Origin of the sequence: Arcobacter sp. F155, from assembly GCF_004116455.1 — a bacterium.
Classification (GTDB): domain Bacteria; phylum Campylobacterota; class Campylobacteria; order Campylobacterales; family Arcobacteraceae; genus Halarcobacter.
This window is the reverse complement of sequence record NZ_PDJU01000004.1, coordinates 47,715-67,074: the sequence shown is the minus strand read 5'-3', so window position 1 is coordinate 67,074 and position 19,360 is coordinate 47,715. Positions and strand designations below refer to the sequence as shown.

At 29.7% G+C, this 19,360-nt stretch carries 21 protein-coding genes; 10 read left to right on the top strand and 11 right to left on the bottom strand.

Features of this window, described 5'->3' with window-relative positions:
* Positions 1-3: 3 nt before the first annotated feature.
* The 5 genes from CRV03_RS06010 to CRV03_RS05990 form a co-directional block, all read right to left on the bottom strand.
* Positions 4-813, bottom strand: a complete 810-nt coding sequence (locus CRV03_RS06010; RefSeq protein WP_129084247.1) for an NADH-quinone oxidoreductase subunit C — start codon at positions 811-813, stop codon at positions 4-6.
* Positions 813-1,322 (bottom strand): NADH-quinone oxidoreductase subunit B family protein, encoded by a 510-nt coding sequence (locus CRV03_RS06005; protein ID WP_129007803.1) that lies wholly within the window; start codon positions 1,320-1,322, stop codon positions 813-815. The genes CRV03_RS06010 and CRV03_RS06005 overlap by 1 nt, the downstream gene beginning before the upstream one ends.
* Complete coding sequence (locus CRV03_RS06000) at positions 1,304-1,693, bottom strand: NAD(P)H-quinone oxidoreductase subunit 3 (protein ID WP_129084246.1); 390 nt, start codon at positions 1,691-1,693, stop codon at positions 1,304-1,306. Before CRV03_RS06000 ends, CRV03_RS06005 begins: the two co-directional genes overlap by 19 nt.
* A gap of 124 nt (positions 1,694-1,817) precedes the next feature.
* Positions 1,818-3,548 carry an ATP-binding protein gene (locus CRV03_RS05995; protein ID WP_129084245.1) on the bottom strand — a complete coding sequence of 577 codons (1,731 nt, stop codon included), beginning with the start codon at positions 3,546-3,548 and terminating at the stop codon, positions 1,818-1,820.
* The gene (locus CRV03_RS05990) at positions 3,549-3,899 is read right to left on the bottom strand and encodes a hypothetical protein (protein ID WP_129084244.1); all 351 of its coding nucleotides are present in this window, start codon (positions 3,897-3,899) and stop codon (positions 3,549-3,551) included.
* A gap of 149 nt (positions 3,900-4,048) precedes the next feature.
* Here CRV03_RS05990 and CRV03_RS05985 point away from each other — a divergent pair, with 149 nt between their 5' ends.
* Complete coding sequence (locus CRV03_RS05985; protein ID WP_164968619.1) at positions 4,049-6,460, top strand: tetratricopeptide repeat protein; 2,412 nt, start codon at positions 4,049-4,051, stop codon at positions 6,458-6,460.
* Positions 6,461-6,469: 9 nt separating this feature from the next.
* On the opposite strand, the gene CRV03_RS05980 is transcribed toward CRV03_RS05985, so the two are convergent.
* The 3 genes from CRV03_RS05980 to CRV03_RS05970 form a co-directional block, all read right to left on the bottom strand.
* On the bottom strand, positions 6,470-7,396 hold the full coding sequence (locus CRV03_RS05980; RefSeq protein WP_129084242.1) for an AEC family transporter: 927 nt from the start codon (positions 7,394-7,396) through the stop codon (positions 6,470-6,472).
* A gap of 67 nt (positions 7,397-7,463) precedes the next feature.
* Positions 7,464-7,973 (bottom strand): NADPH-dependent FMN reductase, encoded by a 510-nt coding sequence (locus CRV03_RS05975; protein WP_129084241.1) that lies wholly within the window; start codon positions 7,971-7,973, stop codon positions 7,464-7,466.
* 121 nt (positions 7,974-8,094) lie between these two features.
* On the bottom strand, positions 8,095-8,352 hold the full coding sequence (locus CRV03_RS05970) for a helix-turn-helix domain-containing protein (protein ID WP_129084240.1): 258 nt from the start codon (positions 8,350-8,352) through the stop codon (positions 8,095-8,097).
* A 129-nt stretch (positions 8,353-8,481) separates the two neighbouring features.
* Here CRV03_RS05970 and CRV03_RS05965 point away from each other — a divergent pair, with 129 nt between their 5' ends.
* The gene (locus tag CRV03_RS05965; RefSeq protein WP_129084239.1) at positions 8,482-8,724 is read left to right on the top strand and encodes a hypothetical protein; all 243 of its coding nucleotides are present in this window, start codon (positions 8,482-8,484) and stop codon (positions 8,722-8,724) included.
* Positions 8,725-8,736: 12 nt separating this feature from the next.
* Here CRV03_RS05965 and nfo read toward each other — a convergent pair whose 3' ends face one another.
* Together nfo and CRV03_RS05955 are read right to left on the bottom strand one after the other, a co-directional pair.
* Positions 8,737-9,582 carry a deoxyribonuclease IV gene (nfo, locus tag CRV03_RS05960; protein WP_129084238.1) on the bottom strand — a complete coding sequence of 282 codons (846 nt, stop codon included), beginning with the start codon at positions 9,580-9,582 and terminating at the stop codon, positions 8,737-8,739.
* A 43-nt stretch (positions 9,583-9,625) separates the two neighbouring features.
* Positions 9,626-10,048, bottom strand: coding sequence for a hypothetical protein (locus tag CRV03_RS05955; protein WP_258239022.1), 423 nt, complete (start codon positions 10,046-10,048; stop codon positions 9,626-9,628).
* 29 nt (positions 10,049-10,077) lie between these two features.
* Here CRV03_RS05955 and CRV03_RS05950 point away from each other — a divergent pair, with 29 nt between their 5' ends.
* Genes CRV03_RS05950 through mreC form a run of 7 tightly spaced genes read left to right on the top strand, consistent with a single transcriptional unit; the run spans position 10,078 to position 16,585 of the window.
* The gene (locus CRV03_RS05950; RefSeq protein ID WP_129084237.1) at positions 10,078-11,151 is read left to right on the top strand and encodes an epoxyqueuosine reductase QueH; all 1,074 of its coding nucleotides are present in this window, start codon (positions 10,078-10,080) and stop codon (positions 11,149-11,151) included.
* Positions 11,148-12,191 carry a lipid-A-disaccharide synthase gene (gene lpxB / locus CRV03_RS05945; RefSeq protein ID WP_129084236.1) on the top strand — a complete coding sequence of 348 codons (1,044 nt, stop codon included), beginning with the start codon at positions 11,148-11,150 and terminating at the stop codon, positions 12,189-12,191. Before CRV03_RS05950 ends, lpxB begins: the two co-directional genes overlap by 4 nt.
* 55 nt (positions 12,192-12,246) lie before the next feature.
* Positions 12,247-12,690 carry a 3-hydroxyacyl-ACP dehydratase FabZ gene (gene fabZ, locus CRV03_RS05940; RefSeq protein ID WP_129084235.1) on the top strand — a complete coding sequence of 148 codons (444 nt, stop codon included), beginning with the start codon at positions 12,247-12,249 and terminating at the stop codon, positions 12,688-12,690.
* Between the two features lie 12 nt (positions 12,691-12,702).
* Complete coding sequence (gene lpxA, locus CRV03_RS05935) at positions 12,703-13,494, top strand: acyl-ACP--UDP-N-acetylglucosamine O-acyltransferase (RefSeq protein WP_129084234.1); 792 nt, start codon at positions 12,703-12,705, stop codon at positions 13,492-13,494.
* A gap of 3 nt (positions 13,495-13,497) precedes the next feature.
* Positions 13,498-14,727 (top strand): ATP-dependent Clp protease ATP-binding subunit ClpX, encoded by a 1,230-nt coding sequence (gene clpX / locus CRV03_RS05930; protein WP_129084233.1) that lies wholly within the window; start codon positions 13,498-13,500, stop codon positions 14,725-14,727.
* Between the two features lie 15 nt (positions 14,728-14,742).
* On the top strand, positions 14,743-15,774 hold the full coding sequence (locus tag CRV03_RS05925; RefSeq protein WP_114840292.1) for a rod shape-determining protein: 1,032 nt from the start codon (positions 14,743-14,745) through the stop codon (positions 15,772-15,774).
* Positions 15,767-16,585, top strand: coding sequence for a rod shape-determining protein MreC (gene mreC / locus CRV03_RS05920; protein ID WP_129084232.1), 819 nt, complete (start codon positions 15,767-15,769; stop codon positions 16,583-16,585). Before CRV03_RS05925 ends, mreC begins: the two co-directional genes overlap by 8 nt.
* Here mreC and ribE read toward each other — a convergent pair.
* Positions 16,569-17,183 (bottom strand): riboflavin synthase, encoded by a 615-nt coding sequence (ribE, locus tag CRV03_RS05915; RefSeq protein WP_129084231.1) that lies wholly within the window; start codon positions 17,181-17,183, stop codon positions 16,569-16,571. The two genes, mreC and ribE, sit on opposite strands and share 17 nt — an antisense overlap.
* A 192-nt stretch (positions 17,184-17,375) precedes the next feature.
* Between ribE and mnmG the strand changes: the two genes are divergently transcribed.
* A complete protein-coding gene (mnmG, locus tag CRV03_RS05910) occupies positions 17,376-19,253 on the top strand; it encodes a tRNA uridine-5-carboxymethylaminomethyl(34) synthesis enzyme MnmG (protein WP_129084230.1) in 1,878 nt (625 codons plus the stop codon).
* The last annotated feature ends 107 nt before the right edge of the window (positions 19,254-19,360 follow it).

The window sequence follows — 19,360 nt, the reverse complement described above, 5'->3', positions numbered from 1 at the left end:
CTCTTATCTTCTTTTTTTAAGTGTAACACTTTTGTTTTCATCAAATTTTTTGATAATAGGAACTCCACCCTCTTCTTGATACTGTAAAGGTGTGTGTTCTGGCTCTTTTCCATTTGTGATATCAACTCCATATGGAACCTCATGCCCTAATCTTGAAAATCTTTTTGTGTCATATCTATCAATAGCTGCTGAGTCTCTTATTTCAGCCCCTATCTCTTCCCTTGCTTCTTTACCAAAGATTTTGTCAACTTCATACCAAGATGCAGCTTCATCACCTTGTAAAGGATATGTTTTTCTTAATGGATGGTCATACCAATCATCAGGCATAATGATTCTTTTTAAGTTCGGATGGTTTACAACTCTTACACCGTACATATCATACATTTCCCTCTCAGACCAGTTTGCCATTTTAAATACTTCATAAACAGAGTTTAGTTCTTGTTTTTCTTTGATGAAAGTTTTAATTCTTACTCTTTTTCTTTTTGTTAATGAAAGCATTTCATAGAAAATCTCAAAGCCACCTCTTTGTGCAATATAATCAATTGCAGAAAGTTCCATTAGCATCTCATAATCTAAAGCTTCTTTAAAAAAAGTAAGTACATTTACATTGTCTTCAGCCTTTATAAAAACCACTAACTCATCTATTTCAATATATGAATTTAAAACCTCAAACTTATTACTTAAAAGCTCTATATCATAAGCATATATTTCATCACTACTTACTTCTTTTTTTGAAGTTTCAGGGGCAATATAGAATCTATCACTAAAGTATGATTTCTTTTGTACATCATTTTTAGGTGTATATTTTCTCATTATACAAGCCTCTTTTTCTTGATTTTTCTAAAAATAGACTCTTTTCTAATTTTCTTTTGAAGCATCATAAGTGCATACTGTAAAGTCTCAGGTCTAGGAGCACAACCTGGAAGATAAATATCAACTGGTACAATTCTATCTGCCCCTTGAACAGTTGCGTAAGTGTTAAACATTCCACCTGTATTTGCACAAGACCCCATAGAGATAACCCATTTTGGTTCTGGCATTTGGTCATACAGTCTTCTCATAAACTCTGCGTGTTTTTTTGTAAGAGTTCCCGCAATTACAATAACATCTGCTTGTCTTGGACTTGCTCTAAAAATTGTTCCAAATCTATCAAAATCATATCTTGAAGCACCAGTTGCCATCATCTCAATAGCACAACATGCTAATCCATATGTTAAAGGCCAAAGTGAGTTTGACCTACCCCAATTTACTAACTTATCAACTGTAGTTAATGCAATTGGAGCTCCACCATCTTTAAAATAGTCTACTTTATGCTGTGCCATTCTAAAGCTCCTTTTCTCCATGCATAAATAAATCCGATTGTAAGTAATAAAATAAATAAAATCATTTCAACAAATCCAAACCACCCTAAAACTTGAAAGTTTATAGCCCATGGAAACATAAAGATAATTTCAATATCAAATAAAATAAAAAGTAGTGCCATTAAATAAAACTGTACAGATACACTACTTGGTTGCTTTGTAACTTCTGGTCCACACTCATAAAGTGTAGTCTTTAGTTTTTCAGTATTCAATCTTGCAATTTTTCTACCAATAACCCTTGCAATATAAACTACTGTAAGGAAAACACCAAAACTCAAAACAAACATAACAAAAACGCCAAAATACGGATGTGCAAACTCCATATGTGTCATGTTTTATCCTTAAAATTATTAGTTTTTATAATAACTTGTTCTCAATTTTCTCTAATCTATAAGATTGAGTAATACTTTTTCTTTAGTTATTAATTATAGTTAATTTTTATTTATAAAGTCTAGTTTAGAAAAAACCGACTTTATTTTCAGAGTCAAAATTACCTTTTAGTTCTTTTGAGATTTGTTCTTCAAAAGATTTATTAGTAAATAATGGTTCCTCATCAACTGCTATTTTAAACGCAGTATTTTTTATAACCATCTCTATTTGACCACCCGTTAATTCATGTTTAGCTAGCTCTTCAATATCAAAATCTTTATCTAAAGGTAAAGTTGTTGGAAGTAACTTTTTCCATAACTCTACTCTTTGCTCATAGTTTGGTTTTTTAAACTCTATTTTGTAATTGAATCTTCTTGAAAATGCTTTATCTAAAGACTCTAAAAGGTTTGTTGTTGCTATTAAAACTCCATCAAATCTTTCAATTTGCTCTAAAAAAATATTTTGCATTTGATTATGCATTTTCTCACTTCCACTAGCACTAGAAGTTGTTCTTGAACTTAAAAATTGGTCTGCCTCATTTAATAATAAAATCGGCTCAGATTTACTCTTATCCCTTAGTTCATAATATTTGTCAAATATTGCTCGAACATTTTTTTCACTCTCTCCAACATACATAGAAAGAATTTTTGAACAATCAAAACTTAGAACCTGTCTTTTTAAAGTCTTTGCAAAAGCAAGTGCTGTTAAAGTTTTACCTGTTCCTGCAAATCCATAAAAGATAATTCTTGCTTCAATATTTCTTTTATGTTTTATTCCCCACTCTTTAAGTCTATTGAATACTTTTTTATCCATTTGCTTTAAAAGTGAATCTAAAACTTCTCTTGTTTTGTCATTTAAAACAACATCATCTAAAGTTTTATTTGTAGTAATAAGTTCAAATGTCTCTTGCTCTTTTATCAAAGAGTCAAGCTTCATTTTTGTACTTCTACTTGTCTTTTTTGTTGGATGAGAAATTTTATATAAAATATCATCAGGAATATAGAAATTTCTATTTATTCCCCCAAATGGAGTTAAAACCTCATCATAATCAACTAATGAGCTTGAAACAAGTTTTGAACCTTCTTCAAGTAATGACCTATATTTTATTTTCTCATAATCATCACTTGAAATTAGCGTGATTAAAGAGTTCATATCTCTTAAAGTTCCATCACCACCTGAATACTCCTCTTTTAAAAGAGCTAAAAACAATAGTTGCTCTTGCTCATTTAAAGCATATTGCTTGAAGAAGTCTTCCATCATAATAGAACCATCAGTCTCTTTTATTCTCTCTTTGATTCTATTTTCAAGAAGCGTTAATTTTGACCTTAATCTATTTATATTAGGTGAGTTTTCATCAAAATTGTTTTTTACAAGATTTAACTGTTGTGCTAAATCTATTCTAAAAAACTGGTCTTGTAAATATTCTAAATGATCTTCATATTTTTTAACTTCTGGTAAAACAAACTCTAATGAACCTTTTTCTAAAAGTTTTAAAAATGCAGGAGATAGAGTAATCATCGAGTTTAAAAGTTCTAATTGTGACATCTCACTAAGTTTTAGTTGGTCAAAGCCACTTTGAACAAGCCATCCAAACTCTAATAATGATTTGATTAATTGAATTTTATTTAAGTGCTCGTATGTTTTTACATCATAAAATTCACTTAGAATATCTATTACCATAGAAGTATCTCTTCCTTGGATATATTGTCTTGTGATGTATTGTAAAATTTGTGCTTCTTCTTTTGAGCATTTTAGTTGTTTAAAAAATGCTGACTTCTCAACATCTTTTGACTTTATAAATTCTATTATCTCATTCATCTATTTTTTTCTTCCCTCTATTACATTATAAAATTTTTCGAGGTTCTCTTTGTTTTGAAACCGTATTTTATAATTTTTATTTATAATTATCATTAAATTTTCTTTTTTTACTTCATTTATTTCACTAAATTTTACAATTTCCTTGTCTTTTTGCAAATCTGGACTAAAACTGTTAGGTATTTTTACTATGGAATCTTGACAAAATCCCTTGTATTCCCCCTTTGAGTAGACGACATTTAAGCATTTTTTCTTTAAGTAATAATTTTCAATTTTTTGTAAATTAGAATTGTCATAAATGTTTAAGCCAATGAAAATTAAGGCTAAAATTCCAAAGAAAATTATAAAAATCATTTTGTTCCAATTATATGTTTTATTAATCATATTACATTAAAATCTCTTAACCACTTATGAACCATAATTTTTGTTATTAAATCTATATTAAGATTATTTTTATAAGATTGCAACTTTATTATAATTTATAAATGATTCTAGGAGCAAAAATGAAACAAATATTGTCTGCTCTTTTAGTATTTCTCTTTTTAACAGGTTGTGCAACAAACAATCTTCCAAATGGTAGTAAATATTCAAAAGAAACTTTAATCAATAAAGCAAACAATGGTGATATAAATGCCATGCTTGAACTATCTAAATATTATGATTTTCCTCAAACAATTGAAGGTTTAAAATATTTTGATAAATGGTATAAAAATATCGACAAAAATAAAGACCCTAAAGAACTAGCACTTATTGGTGATATATATTATGACTATAGTGATATGTTTTTAGATGGAGAAACAAAAGCCTTAACACTTTTAAATGAAGCTTCAAAAAAAGGAAGTCTTGATGCAAAAGTATCTTTAATCAAACATCATATACGTTATCACAAAATATATGAAGCCCAAAAGATTGAAAGCGAAATTATTGAAAAGCTATCAGTTGAACAGTTGCAAAAGCTTTATACAATTTATATGAATAAATATAAAAGAGACCAAGCTGAAAAAATTGCCTCATATTTAGCAGAAAGAGGTGCAGACCTTCCATATAAACTACAGCTACAAGATATTAAATCTACAATGTATAGAACAAGTGCTAAAGAAAAAGTTGAAAAGTTTATAGAAAAAACTATTGCTTCTAAAGATAGTGAAAAGATTCTTGAACTAGCAGAGCTATTTAAAAAGAAGTATAGATATCAAGAAGCATTAAGATTATATAATGAGTATATAAAGTTAGATGACAAAAATGCTGATGTTTACTATAGTTTATCTATAATCTATAATAAAGGTCATTATAGACAAAAACTAAATAAAGATAAAGAAAAATCTCAAGAGTACTTACAAAAAGCAGCTTCACTAAATCATATTGAGGCATCTATAAAACTTCTTGAAAACTATGGAAGAAGTATAGATACTTTAGATAAGTATTTAGAGTTAAAAAACAGACTTATCTCTTCAAATGAAGGTACTTTAGTTTTAGCAAACTACTACAATAAAAAAAGATATAAAGAAAAAGCAAGGGAACTATTTGAAAAACTTGCTGAAGAAGAGAACCATGAAGCGATTTTAGAACTTGCTTTAAAAACTCCATCAAGATACTACTTCTATCCAGAAGAGTATATAAGTGCAAAAAAATGGCAAGAGTTTATTCTTTCAAGTACTAATACTAAGTTAAAAGATGCATTTATCAAAGAAGTGATAGAAAACTATACTTATAAAAAAGCCTTCCCGGAAGTTATTAAAAAACTTGAGCAAGATATTTTAGAATCTGATAATATCTTAACACTAAGAAAATACGCCAATAAAAATAGATACTCAAATATTGACTTAGCAATTAAAATGTATGAAAAAGCTTCAAATGCAGGAGATATCAAAAGTTCTCTTGAACTTGTAAGTCTTTATACAAATAAAAAAGTAAATAAATATGATAAAGCCGTAGAAGTTTTACAAACGCTAATAGACAAAGGTGATAAAAAAGCTGCATATAAACTAGCTCATTTATATCTATATCCACCTTACTCTTTAAATAAAAAACCTGAAGATAAAAAAGCTTTAGCTATTTATGAAGACTTAGCTAAAAAGAATGATTTAAAAGCTATTCAAGAGTTAGTTACTTATCACTTGTGTTACTCTTGTAATAAAGACCCTAAAAGAGATAAAAAAACTGGTTTTTATTATATGAAAAAACTTTATGAGCTAAGAAAAAGTCCAAGGGATTATGCATCTATGGGATGGGCTTATGCTTATGGAGAAGGAGTTGAGGCAGACCTTAAAAAAGCAGAAGAATACTATCTTCAAGCAGCACAAAAGGGATATACATCTGCATACTATAACTTAGCTTGGTTATATTATAGAAATGATGACAATAAAGATAAAAATATCATTAGAATTGACTATAAAAAAGCAAAAGAGTATTTAGAACTTGGAGCTAAACACTTTAATTATCCTAGTATAAATCTATTAGGAGTTTTCTATAAAGATGGTCTTGGTGTAAAGAAAGATATGAAGAAAGCCATAAGACTATTTGAAAAAGCAGCTTTATATGATAAGTATGCAGCTAATCATCTTGCAAAATACTACAGAGATAAAAAAGAGTATGAAAATGCAATTAAATATTTTGGCTATGCTAGAAATAAAGGTGATGCAGCAGCTCAAGTAGAACTTGGAGTACTTTATGAAAAAGGACTAGGAACTAAAAAAGATGTTAGAAAAGCATTAGGTTATTATAAAGATGCATATCAAAACTATAGAGATAAATCACAAAAAGATGTTGCAGCATATAATATAGGACTTATCTATCATTATGGAAAAGGTGACATAAAAAAAGACCTTAAAAAAGCTAAGTCTTGGTACTTAAAATCAAACCATGATAAAGCCAAAACTGAGTTTTATAAAATAGAAAAACCTAAGAAGAAGTAAGCTTCTTCTTTAGGTATGGTTTTGAATTAACATCAAAATCACTGATATAGATAAAATCGAAAGCAGTGTCTGCATAGTAATTGTTGCAGACATTAGCTTTAAATCTCCCCCAAGTTGCCTTGCTAAGATATAAGCTGACGAAGCAGTTGGCATAGAACCAAAAACTACAAGGACTAAAAGTGCAAGACCAGTTATACCTAAAGCTTGACCTATAAAATATATAGCTAAAGGATAAACAATAAGCTTGACAATAATTGCTAAAATCAACTCTAATTTTGCTTCTTTTATATGAGATAAATGAAGACCAACTCCAACTGATAAAAGTCCTAAAGGAAGTGCTGCTGAACTTAAAATACCAAGTGTTTTCTCTAATGGAGTAAAAAGAGTTATTCCAAAGAAGTTTAATAATCCACCAACAACACATCCCATAATAAGTGGATTTTTTACAATTGAAAGCATAAATGACTTTACAGTTATTTTATTGCTTGCTGCATAAATAGAGAAAATAGAGATACAAAAAATATTTATAAGTGGAATCATAAAAGTCATTAAAAGTGCAGCTAATACTAATCCACTATCTCCAAAAATAGCATCAACAAGGGCTAAAAAAACATAAGTATTAAATCTAATTGCACCTTGATAAATAGAAGTAAAAGCATCCCCTTTAAACTTCTTAACAAAACGGTTAAAAAGCATAAGAGCTAGAGTTAAAATTAGCATTGTTAAAAAGGCTGAAAGAATAAAATTAAATCCATCAATCCCTTCTAAAGAAGCAGTTGAAAGTTTGTATATTAATAGTGCGGGGAAAAGTACATAGTAAGTAAATTTATCTGAACTTGCCCAAAACTCTTCGTTTGGGAATTTAATTCTTTTAAAAAAGTATCCTAAAATAATAAGGAAAAAAATTGGTAATAAGGCTTCAATAATATTTTGCATAAGAGATTATACTCTTCTTTTGCTTTTATGCAAAAAGTTTAGAAAATATTATTTTTTCAAGGGTTTATTATACCCTTGAAAGTTTGTCTAATTGTTGAATCATATTTTTTGCAGTATCTTCATTTAGAGGTTTATCATAACTTGTTAAAATCTCTCTTGCTAAAATATTTGCTCCTAAGTGTTGGAACTGAATTCTCATAGCTTGAAGACCTTTTTGACCTCCACCACCAGAGTGAGTTGCTAATCCTACAACTTTTTCGTTAAATGCATCTCTCCAGTCTTTTGTACTTCTTGAAGTCCAAGCCATAGCGTTGTTTAATACAGGAGGCATAACTCCATTATATTCAGGTGCTACAACAATAAATGCTTTTAATCCTAAAATTTTATTAGCTAATTCTTTTACAGTTTCAGGAAGACCATTTTTTTCTTCTTCTACTGTACTATATAGTGGTAAGTTTAAATCTACTAAGTTGATAAGTTCTGCTTCTACATTTAACTCACCTGCAAGTTCTACTAATCTTTCACCTAATTTTAGGTTGTTATTTGCACTTGCAACTAGAATTCCTATCTTTGACATTTTAATCCTTCATAGTTAATATTACAATTTTTATGAAATTCTATAACTTTAATATTAGTATTTCTTTAAGGATTTTGAATAGATTGAAAAGCTAAATATATAAATTTAATCCTACTATTATTTATTCAAAGTTAAAAAACTCTTTAATATCAACTTCTAATACCTTTGATATTTTATATAACTGTTCTATATTGTAGTGTTTACTTTCTAGCCCTGCTTCTATTTTACTTACTATACTAACTGACTTATGCCCTATACTTAAGGCTAAATCTGTTTGAGATACTTTTTTCTTTTTTCTTATTTTTTTTACATTTCCTGCAATTATCTTGTGAAAATCTAATATTTCTTGCTCATCAATATCTAAATGCAATAACAACATGTTCCCTATAGTGAAGTTTTTTGTAAGTTTATAATAGATAGAATTATTAAAATACTCCCTATAGGGAATATTTTATAGTTTTATTTTGGATAATTCAAAAAGTTTTTAGTACTAAAAGGCATTATTATTATGAACAATATAATCTCTAGGTTAGAGAATGAGAAACTTATGTCGAGATATTTATGCTACAAGACATATGAAAGAAAAAAGAACTCCATACTTATAAGAAACTCCCAAAAGATGTTCTCATCTTCAATTCAAACAAAAGAGATGATTACTCTTTATCAAATATTTGAAAAAGAAAAAGATATCAATTTCACTGTTTTTGAGAATGGAGATATATGTATAGAAAAGTTATTATTAAAAAATTAGCAAAGAAGTATTTTACTTCTCTACTAAATCATATAAGGCTTGAATCTCTTCAGGCCAGATAGTTTCATCAATAGTTTCTAAAACCATTGGGATATCATCCATTCTATCATCATTCATGATAAATTTAAAGGCATCCCAACCAATTTGTCCCATACCTAAAGAATGGTGTCTATCTACTCTACTTCCAAGTTCTGGTTTTGAGTCATTTAAGTGCATACCCATAAGATATTCTCGTCCTACTACCTCATCAAACTCTTTCCAAGTTTTATCATAAGCTTCACGCGTTCTAATATCGTAACCAGCTGTAAACATATGACAGGTATCAATACATACACCAATTCTTGATTTATCTTCAACTTTATCAATTAAATAAGCTAAATGCTCAAACTTATACCCTAAGTTACTTCCTTGTCCTGCTGTGTTTTCAATTACAAGCTTTACATCATTTGTTGCATCAATTGCTTGATTAAGTGATAGTGCGATTCTATCTAAGCACTCTTCTTCACTTATTTTTCTTAAGTGGCTTCCTGGGTGAAAGTTCAGTCTATCAAGCTTTAGTATTTCACATCTTTCAATTTCATGTAAAAATCCATCTAAAGATTTTTGTCTTTTATCTTCTTCTGGGTGCCCTAAATTGATTAAGTATGAGTCATGAGGTAAGATATGCTTTGCTTCAATACCTGTTTTCTCCATCTCTTCAAACCATTTATCTAAAACCTTTGGTTCAAAATCTTTTGCTCTCCATTGTCTTTGATTTTTTACAAACAGTGCAAAAGCTTTACAACCTATTTCTCTAGCGTTGATTGGAGCATTATAAACTCCTCCACTAGCACTAACATGTGCTCCAACATATTTCATTTTGATTCCTTTTAACGTGTCTCATTTTTTTGGGATTGTACTATTAATCTTTTTTGATTTTTATTAAGATTGAGTTTTGTTTATCTCTATGAATAATATTTTTTTCATCTTTTTCAAATAGATTTTTTAAAAAACTTTTTTCATAAGAACTATGCAAAAATTCATTATTGAAGTTCTTGCTTTTTTGGCATTTGAAAGTATCTTTACAAATTTGGTTATCATAAATATCTAAGCGTAAAACAGTAACACCTGCTGAAAATACCTCAACTCTAGTAAAGTTTTGAAATTTAGAAATAAATCCTTTATCATAAAATTTTAGTTTTGGTGTTTTTATAAGTATAGTGGCACTTGAAACAATTTTTGGCTGATTAAAAGAGCATCCTGTAAAAAATATTATGAAGAAAATAAGAAAAGATAACTTTTTAATTCCTAATCCTTTATTATAAAAGTTTCCACTATAATACAAAAAAAACTATAATTAATCAAAGGTTATCCTTGTTAGTACATATTTGTTGCGCAGTAGATTCACACTATTTTTTAGAAAGGTTACAAGAAGATTTTCCAGAGGAAAAACTTGTAGGCTTTTTTTATGACCCAAATATTCACCCATATAATGAATATAGACTTCGATATCTTGATGTTGAATACTCATGTAAAAAGCTAGGTATTGAACTTCTTGAAGGTCCTTATAACTTAGAAGAGTGGCTAAAAAAAGTAAAAGGTTTAGAAAATGAACCTGAAAAAGGTGATAGATGCACAGTTTGTTATGATGACAGATTAGAGGTTAGTGCAAAAAAAGCTTTAGAGTTAGGGCATGATAAATTTACTACTTCACTACTTATCTCTCCTAAAAAATCACAAGATAAACTAGAAAAAATTGGAGCTAAACTTACTGAAGAACTTGGTTGTGAGTTTATCTTTAAGGACTATAGAAGTGGAAATGGAACACAAATTCAAGGTGAAGTTGTAAAAGAGAATAGTTTATATAGACAAAACTATTGTGGTTGTTTATTTGGATTAACTCAACAAAGAGAACAACAAAAGAAAATTATGGATGAAATGTTCTCACCTCTTTCTCACCAAATCCTTCCAGAATCAATTGAAAGTAGACTTGAACTTTATAAAAAAAGAGATGAAATGGAAGAACAAGGTATTCCATATCAAATCATCAAACAAAGATTTTTAAACTACAGACTTCTAAGTGGAAAAGTTAAAATTGATAAAAATGTAGTGCCTTCTTACTTCTTATGTTATTCAACGTTAAATAGAAAAAGAATGAATGGACGAATTGCTTACGAAAAAGATGAAATAGCTTATTTAAATAGAGATGAAGTAAAAGTTCTAAGTATTGATATGTTCAACTCTATAGGGAATAGTACATATAGAAATGTTCAAAAACTTATGTTCAATCCACCAACATTTGAATCAGAACTAAATATTAGAAATGCTATTACCCAAAACCCTTATGGGCTTTCTACTATTGTTGTTGTAGATGAAGTAATAGATGGAAAATATGAAATTGAAATTGATTCTGTTATTTATGAGGATGTGAAGGAAGTACTTATATGAAACTTCTAGTTTGCGCAATGGAAGCTTCATCAAATATTCACTTAAAAGAGTTAAAAAAACACCTAAATGACAATGTAGAATTAAAAGGAGTTTTTGACAACTCTTTAGGAAACCCTTTATATGATTTAACATCACTTGCTATTATGGGTTTTACAGATGCAATAAAAAAACTTAGATTCTTTTTTCGCCTTCGTGATGAGCTAGTTGAGCTTGCAGGTGAGTGCGACAAAGTTTTACTTATGGATAGCTCTGGATTTAATCTTCCATTGGCAAAAAAACTAAAAGAAAGATATCCAAACAAAGAGATTATTTACTATATCTTACCTCAAGCTTGGGCTTGGAAGAAAAAAAGAGTTTTCAAATTACAAAAATTTTGTACTAAACTTTGTTCTATCATTCCTTTTGAGTCACAAATGTACACTGAAAAGGAAAAAATAACTTATGTAGGTCACCCTTTACTTGATGAGATACATGAGTTTAAAGAAGAGCTAACAAATACAAATAAAATCATCTATATGCCAGGAAGTAGAAAAACAGAAATTGTAAATCATATGAATGTATATAGACAACTTGCTTCAAAAATAAAAGATAAAGAACACATCTTAATCATTCCAAAAAAGTTTGATGAAGAGTTTATCAAAAAATATTATGGAGACATTTCACTATTTACTATTTCAAATGACTCCCATAAAGAGTTAAGACAAGCAGAATTTGGTTTTATTTGTAGTGGAACAGCTACACTTGAAGCAGCACTTATTGGAACACCTTTTGTGATGAGTTATGTTGCAAAAAAAGTTGACTACTTTTTAGGAAGACTATTTGTAAAACTACCATTTATAGGTTTAGCAAATATCTTTTTATACAAATCAGGAAAAGATGCTATTCATAAAGAGTTTTTCCAAGATGAAGTAACTTTTGAAAACCTTTACAATGAATATAAAAATATAAATAAAAATGATTTTTTAGAGACCTCTAAAGTACTAAGAGAATATTTGAAACATGGAAGTTCTAAAAATGTAGCTGACATAATTCAAAGCTAATATTTTTTTAGATAAAATGAATGATTTTTAAAAAACTTGAATTATAGGAATAAGAATGCTAGATATAAACGAAATACAAGAAATATTACCACACAGATATCCTTTTTTACTTGTAGACAGAATTACAGACATGGAAAAAGGTAAAAGCATAGAAGGGTTTAAAAATATTTCTATTAGTGAGCCTGCATTTATGGGTCACTTTCCTGGACATCCAATCTACCCAGGAGTATTAATCTTAGAAGGTATGGCTCAAGCAGGTGGAGTACTTGCACTTAAGAGTAATGACCTTTCAAATGAAGAATTAAAAAATAAAGTAATCTACTTTATGAGTATTGACAAAGCAAAATTTAGAAGTCCTGTTAAACCAGGTGATCAATTAGTTTATAAAATTGATATTATTAAATTAAAAGGTACTTTAATTGTACTTGATGGAAAAGCTTACGTAGATGATAAGCTAGTTGCTCAAGCAGAATTAAAAGCAATGGTAGTTGATAAATAGTTGGGAATTTAAATGAATAATATTCACAAAACAGCAATAATTGAAGAAGGTGCACAACTAGGTGAAAATGTAACTATTGGTGCATATACAATTATTGGTAAAGACGTAAAGATTGGGGATGGCACAGTTGTTGATTCACATACACTTATTGAAGGTAAAACGACAATTGGTAAAAATAATCATATCTTTTCTCACGCTTCAATAGGAACAATTCCTCAAGATTTAAAGTTTGACGGGGAAGATGTAGAATTAATAATTGGGGATAACAATAAAATTAGAGAATACACTCTATTTAACCCAGGAACTGAAGGTGGTGGTTCAAAAACTGTAATTGGAAGTAATAACTTATTTATGGGTTATGTTCACGTTGCACATGATTGTATCATTGGAAGTAATTGTATTTTTGCTAACTGCGCAACTCTAGCTGGACACGTTGAGATTGATGATTTTGTTGTAGTTGGTGGAATGACTCCAATTCACCAGTTTTGTAAAGTAGGAACAGGCTCTATGATTGCTGGTGGTTCTGTTGTAACTCAAGATATTCCTCCTTATTGTTTAGCTGAAGGTAATAGAGCGAAACTAAAAGGTCTTAACCTTACAGGTCTTAGAAGAAGATTTGAAAATAAAGAAGATATCAACGAAATCAAAAAAGCATATAAAGCTTTATTTAGAAGTTCAAACGCGTTAAAAGACTCTGCAAGAGAGTTTATAGAAGAGTCAAACAATGAACATGCAAAAGTTATGTGTGACTTTGTTTTAAATACAACAAGAGGAATTCCTTTTGATAGAAAGACAGGAGAGTAATTAATGAGTAAAGAGATTATATGCGACTTTTGTGGTTCAAAAGATAGCGAAACAAATCCTGTAATAGCTGGAGACAACGCATTTATTTGTAAGGCTTGTGTAACAGCAGCTCACGAAATAATGACTGGAAATGCTCCTGCAAATGATGAAAATGATAACTACACTGAAGAAGTTTCAGTTGAAGAAGAAATCAAACTAAGAACTCCTGCTCAACTAAAAGAGATTTTAGATGATTATATCATTGGTCAAAACAGAGCTAAAAAAGTTTTATCTGTTGCAGTTTATAACCACTATAAAAGAATCTTTAGAAAAGATGAGATTGGTGATGATACAGAAATCAACAAATCAAATGTTTTATTAATAGGACCTACTGGTTCTGGTAAAACTTTACTTGCACAAACAATTGCAAAATATCTAGACGTACCTTTAGCAATTGCTGATGCTACTTCACTTACTGAAGCTGGTTATGTTGGTGATGATGTTGAAAATGTAATCACAAGACTTTTACAATCTGCAAATGGAGATGTAAAAAAAGCTGAAACTGGAATTATCTTTATTGATGAAGTTGATAAAGTAGCAAGAATGAGTGAAAATAGATCAATCACAAGAGATGTATCTGGTGAAGGTGTTCAACAAGCACTATTAAAAATCGTAGAAGGTTCAGTTGTAAATGTTCCGCCAAAAGGTGGAAGAAAACACCCTGGTCAAGATGCAGTTCAAGTTGATACTACAAATATCCTTTTCATTTGTGGTGGAGCTTTTGATGGTCTTGAAGAGATTGTAAAGAAAAAACAAGGTGCAAATGTACTTGGCTTTAACCAAAAGAAAAGTGGAAATAAAGAAGAGAAAGATTTAATCTCAAATGTAGAAGCTCACGATTTAGTAAAATATGGTCTTATTCCAGAATTAATCGGAAGACTTCACATGATTGCAACTTTAAATGAAATCTCTGAAGATGATATGGTTCATATCTTAACTGAGCCAAAAAATGCACTTATCAAACAATATATCAAACTATTTGAACTTGACAATGTTAAGTTAGAGTTTGAAAAAGCTGCTTTAAAAGAAGTTGCTAAACTTGCTATTGAAAGAAAAACAGGAGCAAGAGGACTTAGATCAATTTTAGAAGATATCATGCTTGATATCATGTATGATTTACCTGAGTACGAAAATAAAACAGTTACTATAACTAAAGATGTAGTAACAAATAAAAAAGAACCAAAAATAGCTTAAGAAAGAAGGAAGAGTATGTTATTAGATAAACTAATAGGTCTGTTTTCAAGTGACATGGCAATTGACCTTGGTACTGCCAATACAATTGTTTCTGTAAAAGGAAAAGGTATCATTATTAATGAGCCTTCAGTTGTTGCAGTACAAAATGATAGATTCGGAAAAGATAAGATTCTTGCAGTTGGTCAAGAAGCTAAACAAATGATTGGTAAAACACCATTAAATATTCAAGCGGTTAGACCGATGAAAGATGGTGTTATTGCTGATTTTGAGATGACTGAAAGAATGATTAGATATTTCATTGAAAAAGCTCACGCTAGAAAATCATTTATCAGACCAAGAATCATTATTTGTATTCCATATGGAATTACACAAGTTGAGAGAAAAGCAGTAAAAGAATCAGCTTTAAGTGCAGGAGCTAGAGAAGTATTCCTAGTAGAAGAACCAATGGCAGCTGCAATTGGTGCTGGTATTCCTGTTTCTGACCCATCTGGATATGTAGTTGTTGATATCGGTGGTGGTACTACTGAGATTGGTGTAACATCTTTAGGTGGATTAGTACTTTCTAAATCAATTAAAGTAGCTGGTGATAAGTTTGATAAATCTATTATTGATTATGTTAGACAAAACTACAACCTTTATATAGGTGAAAGAACTGCTGAAAATATCAAAATTGAGATTGGTACAGCTATTAAACTTGATAGCGAACTAAAAATCAAAGTAAAAGGTAGAGATAACTCAGGTCTTTTATCTACTATTGAATTAGGTAGTGAAGGTGTACGCACTGCTATAAAAGAACCTCTAAGAGAAATCGTATCTGCTGTAAGATCTGTATTGGAGGACATGCCTCCTGATTTAGCTGGTGATGTTGTTGATAATGGTGTTATTTTAACAGGTGGTGGAGCACTAATTAGAGGTTTAGATAAATATCTAGCTGATATTATTAAACTTCCAGTAAAAGTTGCGGAAGAGCCATTATTAGCTGTTGCTTATGGTACAAGCAATGTATTAGATCAGGCTGCATTATTAAAACTAATAACTAATGAATAAATTTCTATTCTTTCTTCTTTTTATAGCAGTTAGCTTAGGTTATATCTTCGAGATAGACCAGCTAATTGCTAGAAATTTTAATCCTCTTACAACACTTAAAAAAGTGTACGTAAATAATGCTGTAAAACTACAAAGCAATATTGAAAAATATTTTAATCAAGCAGCTACAATAGCTAAACTGCAAGAGGAAAATGCAACACTAAAAAACTACAAAGAGTTGTACCTAGCTTCAAATAATGAACTACATTCAGTATTAGAATCAATTGATACAACAAAAAATACAAGAGATGATATTAAATTTACTAAAGTTTTATCTTATGTAAAATTTGATGATTTTACAAAGGTTTGGATTGACTATAAAAAAGAAGATGACTCTATCTTAGGTGTTATCTCAAATGGCTATGCAGCTGGAATTGTAGTAAATCAAGATGGAAGGTCTAAAGCTTTATTAAATGGTAATGATAAATGTAACTACTCTATTTTTGTAGGAGAAACAAAAGCTCCTGGGATTATTCATAAATCAAAAAATAGACATAATCTTGTAGCAAAATATATTCCTATTTGGTATAAAATCAGAGTTGGAGATGAAGTTGTAACTTCTGGTATGGATAATATTTTCTTTGAAGGACTAAAAGTAGGAAAAGTTGTTGGTATCAAAAAAATGCAAGATATGCAAGAAGTTCAAATAGAACCTTATGCAAAAGTTCTAACTCAAAAATATTTCTTTGTTTATAAGAAAAAACAACTAGAAATACAAAGCCAAGAAGAAGATAAAAAAGTAGAAGAGAAAGCTTCTAATAAGAAGCCATAATCGAATCTACTTTATCCCAAGTAAGTCCGTCTTTTTTACCTTTACCAAACATATTATAAATATATCTAGCAAACATATCTGTTTCAAGATTTACTTTACTTCCTACTTTGTAAGTTTTAAACAGAGTATTCTCAATAGTATGAGGAATAATTGTTAATCTAAAAGCATCTTCTAAAACATCATTTACAGTTAAAGAAACTCCATCAACAGTAATACTTCCCTTTGGAATAATATATTTTGCATATTCACTTGGTAGTGAAATTATATAATCAGTTGAGTTCCCATCTTTTTTTATAGTTTTTATTGTTCCTAAACAATCAACATGACCTTGAACAATATGACCTTCAAATCTATCACCCATCATCATTGCAGGTTCAATATGAACTTCACCTCTATAGTTTTCCATAGCTAGGATTTTTTGAGATTCAGGAGATAATTCCACAGTAAAAGTATCGTTTGTAAATCTAACAACAGTAAGACAAGCACCATTAACAGCAACTGAGTCTCCAATCTTAGGAGAGTATTTAGCTTTTAGTGTTAGGAAGCTATTTTGAAGGCTTACAACTTTTGCCATTTCTCGAATTAAACCAGTAAACAAAAAATATCCTTGTATTTATAAAGATTAGTTAAATATTAATTTCTAATATAAAGTATTCCATAATATCAATTTGTTATAATAGCGAAAATTTATTAATGTAAATCTTTTAGATAAGTGGAAGAAAACATTTATCTAAGAGATTTCCTAAACTAAATCAAGTCCTTTAAAACAAGGACTATTTTAAGGAAGAAAATGAAATATGATGTAATAGTCGTAGGTGGAGGTCATGCTGGAATCGAAGCTTCTTTAGCAAGTGCTAGAATGGGTAAAAAAACCCTTTTAGTTACTATGCTTGTTGAACAAATTGGAGCTGCTAGTTGTAACCCTGCCATTGGTGGTCTTGCAAAAGGTCACTTAGTTAGAGAAATTGATGCTATCGGTGGTGAAATGGGTCTTTGTACTGACGCTACTGGTATTCAATTTAGAGTATTAAATGCTTCAAAAGGTGCAGCAGTTCAAGGAACAAGAGCACAAATTGATATGGATAAATATAGAGAGTATATGAGAGAAGTTTGTCATAATACTCCTAATTTAGAAATTTACCAAGATGAAGTAGAATCTTTACTTGTAAAAGATGAAAATGAAGTTTATGGTGTAAAAACTAAACTTGGAGAAGAGTTCCTATCAGAAAAAGTAATCCTTACAACGGGTACTTTCATGAGAGGACTTATTCACATTGGTGAGCAAACTTATGATGCAGGAAGAGCATGGGAACTACCATCTTCAACTCTATCTATTCAATTAAAAGAGTTAGGGCTAAATGTAGGAAGACTAAAAACTGGAACTCCTGCAAGAATTGACTCAGGAAGTATTGATTTTTCTGTAATGGAGGAGCATGGTGGAGATGAAAAACCAATGCCATTCTCTTTTAGAACAAATAAAAAAGAGTTCAACCCTACTCAATTCCCTTGTTATATCACATACACAAATACAGGAACACATAGCACTATCTCTGGAAACTTCCACAGAGCACCTATGTTTACTGGACAAATTGAAGGAACAGGACCAAGATATTGTCCAAGTATTGAAGATAAAGTAAATAGATTTGCAGATAGAGATAGACATCAACTATTTTTAGAACCACAAACGGCAATGAGAACAGAATATTACATCAATGGACTATCTACATCTTTACCAATTGATGTTCAAAAGCAGATGATTCACTCTATTGTTGGATTAGAAAATGCAAAAATCATTAGATATGGATATGCTATTGAGTATGATTATGTTGACCCAACAGAATTAAAACATACACTTGAAACTAAAAAAATCAAAAACCTTTATAATGCAGGGCAAATCAATGCAACTACTGGTTATGAAGAAGCAGGAGCACAAGGGTTAATGGCAGGAATCAATGCTGCTTTAGCTATTGATGGTAAAGAACCATTTGTACTTAGACGTGATGAAGCTTATATCGGTGTTTTAATTGATGACTTAGTTACAAAAGGAACAAATGAACCATATAGAATGTTTACTTCAAGAGCTGAATATAGACTTCTACTTAGAGAAGAGAGTTCTGATTTAAGACTATCTGCTTATGGTCATAAGTTTGGTCTTATTGATGATGAACAAAATGAAAAAGTAGAACATAAAAGAAAAGTTATTGATGAAGCTGTAGAGTTTATGGCTAATGAATGGTTTACTTCTAAAAAAGAAAATCTTCAATTACTTGAAGAAATAGAAGAAGATAAAATCAAAGATAGAGCAAAACTTATTGACTTAGTAGGAAGAAATAGTATTACTCCTGAAAAGTTTGATAGATTAGTTCCTTCATTAAAAGATACAGAAGAGTATCTAAAAGAACAAATTATAGTAGAAGCTAAATATTATAGATATGTTGATAAACAAAAGAAACAAATAGAAAAAATGAAAAAAATGCTTGAAATGAAAATTCCAGAAAACTTTGATTTTAAATCAATTCCTGGACTTTCAAATGAGGTTACGGAAAAGCTAGAAAAGTTTAATCCACCTACATTATTCAATGCAAGTGAGATATCAGGAGTTACACCAGCAGCTATTGATATTATTCATATGTACATAAATCTTCGACAGAAAGCTGAGGGGAAATAGTAGTTTTACTACTATTTCTCTTTTTTTGTAAGAAGCAAGAAAAAATGATAATAGGAAATAAAAAGTGATAGTATGTAAAATAAAACTTGATAATGGAGTTTTAAAGT

Excerpts from the sequence above, each read along its gene's own strand:
- CRV03_RS06010 (WP_129084247.1), bottom strand. The coding sequence starts at position 813 with ATGAGAAAATATACACCTAAAAATGATGTACAAAAGAAATCATACTTT.
- CRV03_RS06005 (WP_129007803.1), bottom strand. The coding sequence starts at position 1,322 with ATGGCACAGCATAAAGTAGACTATTTTAAAGATGGTGGAGCTCCAATT.
- CRV03_RS06000 (WP_129084246.1), bottom strand. The coding sequence starts at position 1,693 with ATGACACATATGGAGTTTGCACATCCGTATTTTGGCGTTTTTGTTATG.
- CRV03_RS05995 (WP_129084245.1), bottom strand. The coding sequence starts at position 3,548 with ATGAATGAGATAATAGAATTTATAAAGTCAAAAGATGTTGAGAAGTCA.
- CRV03_RS05990 (WP_129084244.1), bottom strand. The coding sequence starts at position 3,899 with ATGATTTTTATAATTTTCTTTGGAATTTTAGCCTTAATTTTCATTGGC.
- CRV03_RS05985 (WP_164968619.1), top strand. The coding sequence starts at position 4,049 with ATGAAACAAATATTGTCTGCTCTTTTAGTATTTCTCTTTTTAACAGGT.
- CRV03_RS05980 (WP_129084242.1), bottom strand. The coding sequence starts at position 7,396 with ATGCAAAATATTATTGAAGCCTTATTACCAATTTTTTTCCTTATTATT.
- CRV03_RS05975 (WP_129084241.1), bottom strand. The coding sequence starts at position 7,973 with ATGTCAAAGATAGGAATTCTAGTTGCAAGTGCAAATAACAACCTAAAA.
- CRV03_RS05970 (WP_129084240.1), bottom strand. The coding sequence starts at position 8,352 with ATGTTGTTATTGCATTTAGATATTGATGAGCAAGAAATATTAGATTTT.
- CRV03_RS05965 (WP_129084239.1), top strand. The coding sequence starts at position 8,482 with ATGAACAATATAATCTCTAGGTTAGAGAATGAGAAACTTATGTCGAGA.
- nfo (WP_129084238.1), bottom strand. The coding sequence starts at position 9,582 with ATGAAATATGTTGGAGCACATGTTAGTGCTAGTGGAGGAGTTTATAAT.
- lpxB (WP_129084236.1), top strand. The coding sequence starts at position 11,148 with ATGAAACTTCTAGTTTGCGCAATGGAAGCTTCATCAAATATTCACTTA.
- fabZ (WP_129084235.1), top strand. The coding sequence starts at position 12,247 with ATGCTAGATATAAACGAAATACAAGAAATATTACCACACAGATATCCT.
- lpxA (WP_129084234.1), top strand. The coding sequence starts at position 12,703 with ATGAATAATATTCACAAAACAGCAATAATTGAAGAAGGTGCACAACTA.
- clpX (WP_129084233.1), top strand. The coding sequence starts at position 13,498 with ATGAGTAAAGAGATTATATGCGACTTTTGTGGTTCAAAAGATAGCGAA.
- CRV03_RS05925 (WP_114840292.1), top strand. The coding sequence starts at position 14,743 with ATGTTATTAGATAAACTAATAGGTCTGTTTTCAAGTGACATGGCAATT.
- mreC (WP_129084232.1), top strand. The coding sequence starts at position 15,767 with ATGAATAAATTTCTATTCTTTCTTCTTTTTATAGCAGTTAGCTTAGGT.
- mnmG (WP_129084230.1), top strand. The coding sequence starts at position 17,376 with ATGAAATATGATGTAATAGTCGTAGGTGGAGGTCATGCTGGAATCGAA.